Source organism: Methanobrevibacter sp. UBA188 (assembly GCF_905234905.1).
In the GTDB taxonomy this organism is placed as follows: domain Archaea; phylum Methanobacteriota; class Methanobacteria; order Methanobacteriales; family Methanobacteriaceae; genus Methanocatella.
Map to the genome: position 1 here is coordinate 1 of NZ_CAJOJM010000023.1, position 8,133 is coordinate 8,133.

At 33.0% G+C, this 8,133-nt stretch carries 7 protein-coding genes; 4 read left to right on the forward strand and 3 right to left on the reverse strand.

Features of this window, described 5'->3' with window-relative positions; genetic code table 11:
- Both QZ143_RS05985 and ade read left to right on the forward strand, forming a co-directional pair.
- Nucleotides 1-1,129, forward strand: a 1,129-nt coding sequence (locus tag QZ143_RS05985; RefSeq protein WP_292882188.1) for a TIGR00300 family protein, incomplete at its 5' end; no start/stop codon positions are given.
- Nucleotide 1,130: 1 nt separating this feature from the next.
- Nucleotides 1,131-2,846, forward strand: coding sequence for an adenine deaminase (gene ade / locus QZ143_RS05990; protein ID WP_292882191.1), 1,716 nt, complete (start codon nt 1,131-1,133; stop codon nt 2,844-2,846).
- On the opposite strand, the gene QZ143_RS05995 is transcribed toward ade, so the two are convergent.
- On the reverse strand, nt 2,843-3,469 hold the full coding sequence (locus tag QZ143_RS05995; RefSeq protein WP_292882194.1) for a DUF447 domain-containing protein: 627 nt from the start codon (nt 3,467-3,469) through the stop codon (nt 2,843-2,845). The two genes, ade and QZ143_RS05995, sit on opposite strands and share 4 nt — an antisense overlap.
- A 93-nt stretch (nt 3,470-3,562) precedes the next feature.
- On the opposite strand from QZ143_RS05995, the gene QZ143_RS06000 reads away from it, so the two are divergent.
- On the forward strand, nt 3,563-4,573 hold the full coding sequence (locus QZ143_RS06000; protein WP_292606764.1) for an SIS domain-containing protein: 1,011 nt from the start codon (nt 3,563-3,565) through the stop codon (nt 4,571-4,573).
- Between the two features lie 74 nt (nt 4,574-4,647).
- Here the strand turns inward: QZ143_RS06000 and QZ143_RS06005 are convergent, their stop codons facing one another.
- Complete coding sequence (locus QZ143_RS06005) at nt 4,648-5,217, reverse strand: Hsp20/alpha crystallin family protein (RefSeq protein WP_292882196.1); 570 nt, start codon at nt 5,215-5,217, stop codon at nt 4,648-4,650.
- A 573-nt stretch (nt 5,218-5,790) separates the two neighbouring features.
- On the opposite strand from QZ143_RS06005, the gene QZ143_RS06010 reads away from it, so the two are divergent.
- Nucleotides 5,791-6,399: a hypothetical protein gene (locus QZ143_RS06010; RefSeq protein WP_292882199.1), complete on the forward strand. Its 609-nt coding sequence runs from the start codon at nt 5,791-5,793 to the stop codon at nt 6,397-6,399.
- 229 nt (nt 6,400-6,628) lie between these two features.
- Here the strand turns inward: QZ143_RS06010 and QZ143_RS06015 are convergent, their stop codons facing one another.
- Nucleotides 6,629-7,648, reverse strand: a complete 1,020-nt coding sequence (locus tag QZ143_RS06015) for a Fic family protein (RefSeq protein WP_292882201.1) — start codon at nt 7,646-7,648, stop codon at nt 6,629-6,631.
- Between the last annotated feature and the right edge of the window lie 485 nt (nt 7,649-8,133).

Here is an 8,133-nt window from a genome sequence, read left to right on the forward strand (position 1 = left end):
ATTTGACATTTTGGAAATCGATGTTGGACGTAAAAAATCAGATTTAAGTCATGCAAAAATAGAAGTTTCCGCCCATTCTCCCCAATTGTTGAATGCAATACTTGATGAACTGTCTGTTCTTGGAGCTTCAATCCATGAAATAAAGGAAGTCAATCTTGTTGCATCAACCAAAGATAAAGTTGCTCCTGAAGGTTTTTATTCATCTTCCAATCACGCCACACACATTTACTATAATGGAAACTGGATTCCTGTTGAAGATATAGAAATGGACTGTCTGGTTGTAGTTGATGAAGAGGAAAACAGGGCATTCGTAAAGCCTATTGCCAATGTTGAGGCAGGAGACAAGATTGTCGTTGGCCTTGACGGAGTCAGGGTAACCCCTCCTCAAAGATCAAGGGATGAACACCAGGTATTCGAATTCATGAACAGTGATGTATCTTCAGAAAAGCCTTTGATGAATCTAATAAATGGTATTGCTCAGGAAATGAAGGAAATCAAGGCCAAAGGAGGAAAAATAGGTATTGTAGGGGGTCCTGCTATAGTACACACAGGTTCCGGAAAATACCTTGCATCATTGATTAGGGATGGTTACATAGATGTCATCATGGCAGGTAATGCTCTTGCTACCCACGACATTGAATCAAATCTCTTCGGCACATCTCTTGGAATCGAAGTGGAAACCGGTAAAATCGTAGCTCACGGACACACCCACCACATGAGGGCAATCAACAGAATCAACAATTCAGGCTCCATTAGAAAAGCTGTTGAAGACGGAACCCTAACTGGTGGAATAATGTATGAGTGCATTAAAAATGAGGTTCCATTTGTCCTTGCAGGTTCAATCCGTGATGACGGCCCTCTTCCAGACGTAATAACCGATGTCATTGAAGCCCAAAAGCTCATGAGAAAATACGCTCAGGAAGTTGACATGGTATTGATGATTTCAACAATGCTTCATTCAATCGCAATGGGTAACCTATTGCCTTCAAGGGTTAAAAGTATCTGCGTGGATATCAACCCATCCACAGTTACCAAATTATCCGACAGGGGAAGCGCACAGGTTGTAGGTATTGTAACCGATATAGGAACATTCATGCCTTTGTTATACAATGCGTTGAATGAGGAATAACATGGAATTTACAGCTTATATTTTGGATGTGCTTTTTGACTCATTTTATCCTGCAAGAATCAGGATAGAGGACGGCATCTTCAAGGAGGTCGCTCCAATTTTGATAACCGAAGACACCGAGCTGGATGTCGATGGTCTTGTGGTTCCTGGATTGATTGATGCTCATATTCATATAGAAAGCAGCATGCTTACTCCTGCACAATTCGCAAAGATTGCGGTGCGCCACGGTACCACTTCTGTTGTCTGCGATCCTCATGAAATTGCAAACGTCATGGGGTTTAAGGGCATTGAAATAATGATGAAAAGCGCTTCTGAAGTTCCATTTAAGTTTTATTTTACAGCATCTTCATGCGTACCTGCAACTTCATTTGAAACTTCAGGTGCCGTAATTGATTCTGAGGATATCAAATTTTTGCTTGAAATGGATGATGTTGTCGGGCTTGCCGAGATGATGAATTTTCCAGGTGTCATAAATGGGGATGAGGAAGTCCTCAAGAAACTGGAATATGCAAGGCAGTCCAAAAAACCGATTGACGGTCATGCCCCATTGCTTACCGGTAAAGATTTGGATAAATACCTTTCACAATATATACTTACTGATCATGAATGCAGTACTTTTGGGGAAGCTATTGAAAAAAAGTTGAAAGGTATGAAAATTATGGTACGTGATGGTTCATCTGCTAAAAATATGGAGGCTCTTTTCGATATTTCAAAACGTATTGAGTTCATCAGAAATCAGGATGAATTTTCTCTGGTTCCGACTGAAGTGTTGGAAAAAAGAATCAACACACCAATATTTGATTTCATAGTCAGTGACGATAAGAATCCAAAGGACCTAATCAGCGGGCATTTGAATAAATCCATCAAAAAAGCGACTGAACTGGGAATAGATACTTTCAAATCTGTTGAAATGGTTACAATCAATCCGGCTGCACATTATAATTTAAACTGCGGTTGTATCAGGGAAGGATATGATGCGGATTTTGTCATTGTAGATGATTTGGTAAACTTCAATGTACTCAAAACATACATTGGAGGGGAATGTGTTTTCGACGGTGAAAATGTTCTCTTTGACGTTCCGGAATTTAATTCGGAAAATTCAATTTTCGCCTCCAGAAAAACCGCAAGCGATTTCGACATACATTATGACGGTGATGAGTGCACAGTCAATGTGATAAAATGTTACAACGGTGAACTGCTGACCAAAAAGATGACTGCAAAATTAAATGTCCAAGATGGAATAGTCCAGTCAGACATTTTCCAGGATGTGCTGAAGATATCAGTTGTAGAAAGGTACGGTCATGATAATGTTTCCAATGCATTCATTCATGGTTTCGGCCTTAAGATGGGTGCCATTGCAGCATCCATTTCCCATGACTCACACAATATCATCACTATCGGACATGATTCTGAAATGATGGCAAAAGCCGTAAACATGGTTATCGACAATCATGGTGGAATTGCAGTTGTAAGCGATGAAGCCAGCGATTTTCTAGAACTCCCGATTGCAGGGCTTATGAGCAATGAAGACGGATATGTCGTTGCAGAAAAATTGGCAAAGCTTCAGCAGATGGTGAAAGCACTCGGATGCACTTTCGACGCACCGTTCATGACAATGGAATTCATGGCGCTTCTGGTGATTCCTTCAATAAAAATATCAGATAAGGGATTGTTCGACGGGGATAACTTTGAATTCATGGACGTGATTGTGGACTAAATTTCATATCCCCTTTTTATTAATTCTTTTTTTATCTCACCCATTGACTGCTTTTCTTCTTTTCCACCAACCTTGTTGACGACACGGCTGCATTCCCTGAATCTTGTTAAATAGTATTGCTTTTTTTCTTCATCAACCAAATCGAAACGGGTGAAATTGGCCAAGGTTTCTATGAGGCAGCTGAAAGCCCTGTTAAATGCTTTAGTTTCATTTCTGATAATCATATCGGTAACTTTGGACTTTATGACAATCGCCTCTTCTTTTTTTCTGATGGGATCGCTTTGCTTTACAGCTTCCTTAAGGCTGATTACCTCACATTTGAAATAGGCATCAACGCCCCTGATGGAATTGTCATTGCTGAAATATTCCGGGGGAAGATTGCCTATAGTGGATAATGTAAACAGTTCAGGGTCATGTGTGATGTTTACGGTAAACTCCCTTTGTGATATTATGTTGTCCAGGGTTTTACGTCCTTTGAAAATTCTGCATAAAATTGTGTCATTGCCCGAACAAAGCACTCCAATGGGCGCTGCATTTTGGACATTTTCACAGTTGACGGTGGTGATTATTGTTTCATACTGCTTTCCCTTATCCATCCCAATTAAATTTAAATCGATTTCCATAATTATCCTTGTTTTTTGTTATTTTAAAAATACTTTTATATATGTTTTAACAACATATTTAATATTATTAATTGATTTTAAGGAGTTTAGCTTATGAAATATAAAATGTATGACGAAATGATGGAACAGCCTGATTCACTTAAAAGCACTTTTGAAAGTGAATTTTCCAAAATGGAAGAGGTTTCAAATTTGATTGGCGATGTTGACAAGGTATATTTAATCGGTTGCGGCAGTTCAATTTCAACCTGCTACAGCGTCAGAGATGCAATAAGGATGTCAACCACCAACATTAACATTGAAGTTTACACAGGATATGAATTTTACTACAATAAGAAATTACAGCAAGACGAAAACACATTGGCTATTTTCACTTCCCAATCCGGCGAAACCGCTGATACTTTATCATCACTGAGAAGAGCTAATGAATACGGCATTCACACAGTTTCAATTTCAAACGAACCTGAAAGCTCAATGATAAAAGAAGCTAAAACTCCAATTATAACCAGATGCGAGACAGAAACAGCTATTTTAGGTACAAAAACTTACATCACCCAGCTTGCCTGTCTATATCAAATATTATTCAGCGCTTCTGACTATGAAAACAAGGATGAACTCCTGTCAGAATTAGGTGAAATGCCTGAAATGCTTGAAAAGCTATTGCTTACAACTGAAGAGGACAACAAGGCATTGGCTGAAAAATATGCTGGAGAAGACATATTCTACTGTCTTGGAAGCGGTCCGAACTTCGGTCTTGCATACAAACTGGCAATGACCATGCTTATGGAAGGAGCAATCAAACATGCATGCCCTGAATATTCAGCAGAATTCCGTCACGGATTGATTGAAAGGGCTGAAAAGGATGTTCCTGTAATATTTTTAACATCAGATCTTGAATCCGATGAAATAACTCAAAAGGCAATTGACTTTTGCGAAAATCTAGAAGCAAAATCAATAATATATAAACTTGCAGATTATGCTGAAGTGGATAAATTACTGTCTCCATTCGTTTTGGTTATTCCTCTTGAATGGTTTGTATATTACTTGGCACACTTCAACGGAGAAGATCCTGGTGCAACAAGACACATTGGAAAAGTAAGATATTAGATGTAGATTCAATCTACATTAAACTATTTTTTTTAAAAGATTTTCATAAAAAAAAGGAAAGGAATGTAGAATGATTATTCCACATTTACTTTATGTTTTGGTATAATTAATTTTGGAATGCTGATGATTACCATTCCGTTATTGAATTTTGCTGAAATGTTTTCTAAGTCGATGCTGTTTTCAAATCTGATGGTTTTAACGCATCTTCCTGATTTTAAGGAGTTGACAATAAGTTCAGCTTCATCTTCTTCAAATTCTTCAATATATGGGACGAATGTAGCTTCAATACTGATGTCGTTGTCTCCAGCTTCGATTAAAATGTCTTCTTTGTCAATTCCAGGGACTGATGCTTTGACATAGTAGACATCTTCGGTTTCAACCAAGTCAACATCTAAGCTTTGTACAGTAGTTTTTTTGTAGTCAGCATATTTTTTGTCTGCTGCTTTTTGCATGTTTTTAAGGTTTTCTTTAAATTCATCAATGCTTCTTGATAAGTCGCTAATGACATTGTCAGCAATGGTTTTACCTTTTTCTTTAGTTTCTTCGTATTTGTCTTTCATGTCCTCTTTCTTTTCATCAGTTTTTTCTTCAAATTCGTCTTTTTTATCGGAAATTTTGGTTTCGATAGTTTCTCCATCTACCATTTTTTCACACTCCGTATTTATTTAAAATCATTTGATTGTATTTTATTTACCTTTTGTGAGTATATAAAGTTTTCTATTTTTATAACTAAAAGTAATTAAAACTTAATTCCTTTAATCTTTGATTTTTCATATTGGTGATGCTTTATTTTATAATAATCATGAGTTTTTCAATCAAGGATATGATTATATTTATTTTTAATTAGTTAAATTATATTGATTATAATTTTGAAATAACTATTTTTTTAAATGGCTGTGTCAATATTAAACTGCACAAGATTTTTATACAATTAAATGTGATAGTAATATATCAAAAATAATTTACATGTGGTGAATATGGGCAATTCACGAATATTGAAAATAATGTTTCCATTGGACATTAAAAGTTTATCAATGGTGGAAAGAGTATGTTCTATACTAATTTACACTGTTCCTCTCTTATTATTGGCCATATTAACATATATTAATTTAAATGACTTTTTTAGTATTGTAATTTGGATATTATATTGCATTTTGTTTAGTCCTTGGTTTTATTACATTTTGGATTATGAAAGATTGGAAAAGAAATATAAAATCATGTCAGATATTAGATTTGGCAGTACTTATGAATTTTTGTCTAAATTGATGGTATTTTCAGTTCCAGGAATCATTATTGCAATAATTACAATTAGTTATTTTTTAAACCAATTGAATTTAGGAATCATTCTTTCCTCTGCTTTCATTGTACCGTCATTGGCATTATACTTTAGAAATGATGTTTTTAAAGATGGAAGTTGTATTGAAGGGGAAGAAATTATTTTAGGTTATATTCCAACATGGTATGGATTGTTAAGTTTGGCTGTGGGAATTTACGGTTATTTTAATGCATTTAAATTAAGTAACTTAACCATGGCAATAACTTTAGGTTTAATTACTTTAATTTTTCAAATATTATTTGTCATTCCAGATAAATTCAATAAAATCTTATCATTTGAAGTTAGAAGAAAGAAAGGATGCATAGTACTTTTGATTTCATTAATTATAATATTTTTCTTAATATCTATGATATTAGGTTCATATGGGATCAATTTTAATAATATTTATTTCTCTTTTGAATCAATTATAAGAAAATCTGTTATTTGGATCATTGCTATTATTTTAGTGATACTTTTTGTAAGGAAAATTAAAGATATGGATAGGGAATAATATTTTTCATATTAAAGTCCGTTCGAAAAATATTTCAATTTAATACTGTATTTTTGTACGAAATCACATTTCAAAAATATTTGTTGTATATGGTTGATGATTAGGATATTTTTTGGTTGATGATTAATTTTTTAAAATTTATTAAATTATTTATTTTTGTGATTTAAATAGTTTTAATTAAAAATAAAAAATTTATGATGGTTGATGATTAAGGTTGATGATTCATATTTTATTTCAAAATATATTTTGTATTTCTACCTTTTCCCTTACTTTCTATTAATTCTTTATCTTTTAGTTTTCTAATAATTTTATAGCTGGCTTGGGAAGTAATATTTAACATCTCTTGAATATCTTTATTTTGAATATGCTCTTTTTCTTCAAGTAGGGTTAATACGGAAATTTCATTTGGAGTTAATTGAATGGTATTATCATATTTTGATGTGATTTCACCTAATTTTAATATTTCTGATTTAACTTTATTGATTGAGTATAATACTCCCTGGCAGAAATATTCTAGCCAATTTGTCAAATCATGGTTTTTATCGGCACTGTGTAGTGCATCAACATAAGCCTGCCTATCCTGATTGTAATATTCGTCTAAAGTGAAATAGTCATTGATATTAAATTTGTGAACTGATAGAATTAATGTTGCCATAAGTCTGCTGGTACGTCCATTTCCATCAACAAATGGATGTATACGTACTAATTCATAATGAAGAATTCCTGCGATAATAACTGGATAAATTTCATCGGTTGAATTGTTCAACCAATCTAATAACTCATCTACTAAACCTGGTACTTTATAAGCATCTGGCGGCACATAATTTATTTTTTGAGTATGTAAATTGCCAATAAATACACGAGTGTCTCTAAATTTACCCTCATATTCAGGATTTTTTAATAAATCTTTAGTCAAATCTTTATGTACAGATAGGATTGTGTCAGGGGTAATAACCTTATCAGAATATTGATCTAAATGATTTAATACATTGAAATAATTTAATACTTCTTGTTCTGCTTTTGTAGTTGGTTTTTGATTGTTGTTGATTAATGTTTTTACTTCATCTAAGTTTAAAGGATTTCCTTCAATTGATGTTGAGTAATGTGAAGATCTAATAAGTGCATCCTGTTTTAATTTGGTGTCATATAATGGGATTATTTTTGCATTACTGATGACTTCTTTAGCTGAAGCGATTTTTGCAATATAATTTACAATTTTATCGGTGTATGTAAATTTAGGTTCAAACATAATATCAACTTATTTTTCTTAATTATTATAATTTATGTGGTTGATGATTAACATATTTTTTGGTTGATGATTAATTTTTTAAAGTTCTTTATATTGCTTATTTTATGATTTAAACAATTTTAATTAATAATAAAAAAATCATGTTAGTTGATGATTAAGGTTGATGATTAAGGTTGATGATTAATGTTTTGTGAAAAAATTTGTTGTTATTTGTTAAGAATGGAGTAAGTATACAATTACTTTTGTAGTTACCATTTGTAAATAAAATTTTAAAAATATACTTACTCAAAATTGAAATTTTTGATTAGATAGATTCTGACAAAATAGTAAGTATGCGATTTTTCTCTGCATTACTTTTTGTTAGTATATAAAGTTTTCTATTATTGTAACTAAAAGTAATTAAAACTTAATTCCTTTAATCTTTGATTTTTCATATTGGTGATGCTTTATTTTATAATAATCATGAGTTTTTCAATCAAGGATAT

Bases quoted from the DNA above. Each gene is read 5' to 3' on its own strand.
- ade (WP_292882191.1), top strand. From the start codon at position 1,131: ATGGAATTTACAGCTTATATTTTGGATGTGCTTTTTGACTCATTTTAT.
- QZ143_RS05995 (WP_292882194.1), bottom strand. From the start codon at position 3,469: ATGGAAATCGATTTAAATTTAATTGGGATGGATAAGGGAAAGCAGTAT.
- QZ143_RS06000 (WP_292606764.1), top strand. From the start codon at position 3,563: ATGAAATATAAAATGTATGACGAAATGATGGAACAGCCTGATTCACTT.
- QZ143_RS06005 (WP_292882196.1), bottom strand. From the start codon at position 5,217: ATGGTAGATGGAGAAACTATCGAAACCAAAATTTCCGATAAAAAAGAC.
- QZ143_RS06010 (WP_292882199.1), top strand. From the start codon at position 5,791: ATGTCAGATATTAGATTTGGCAGTACTTATGAATTTTTGTCTAAATTG.
- QZ143_RS06015 (WP_292882201.1), bottom strand. From the start codon at position 7,648: ATGTTTGAACCTAAATTTACATACACCGATAAAATTGTAAATTATATT.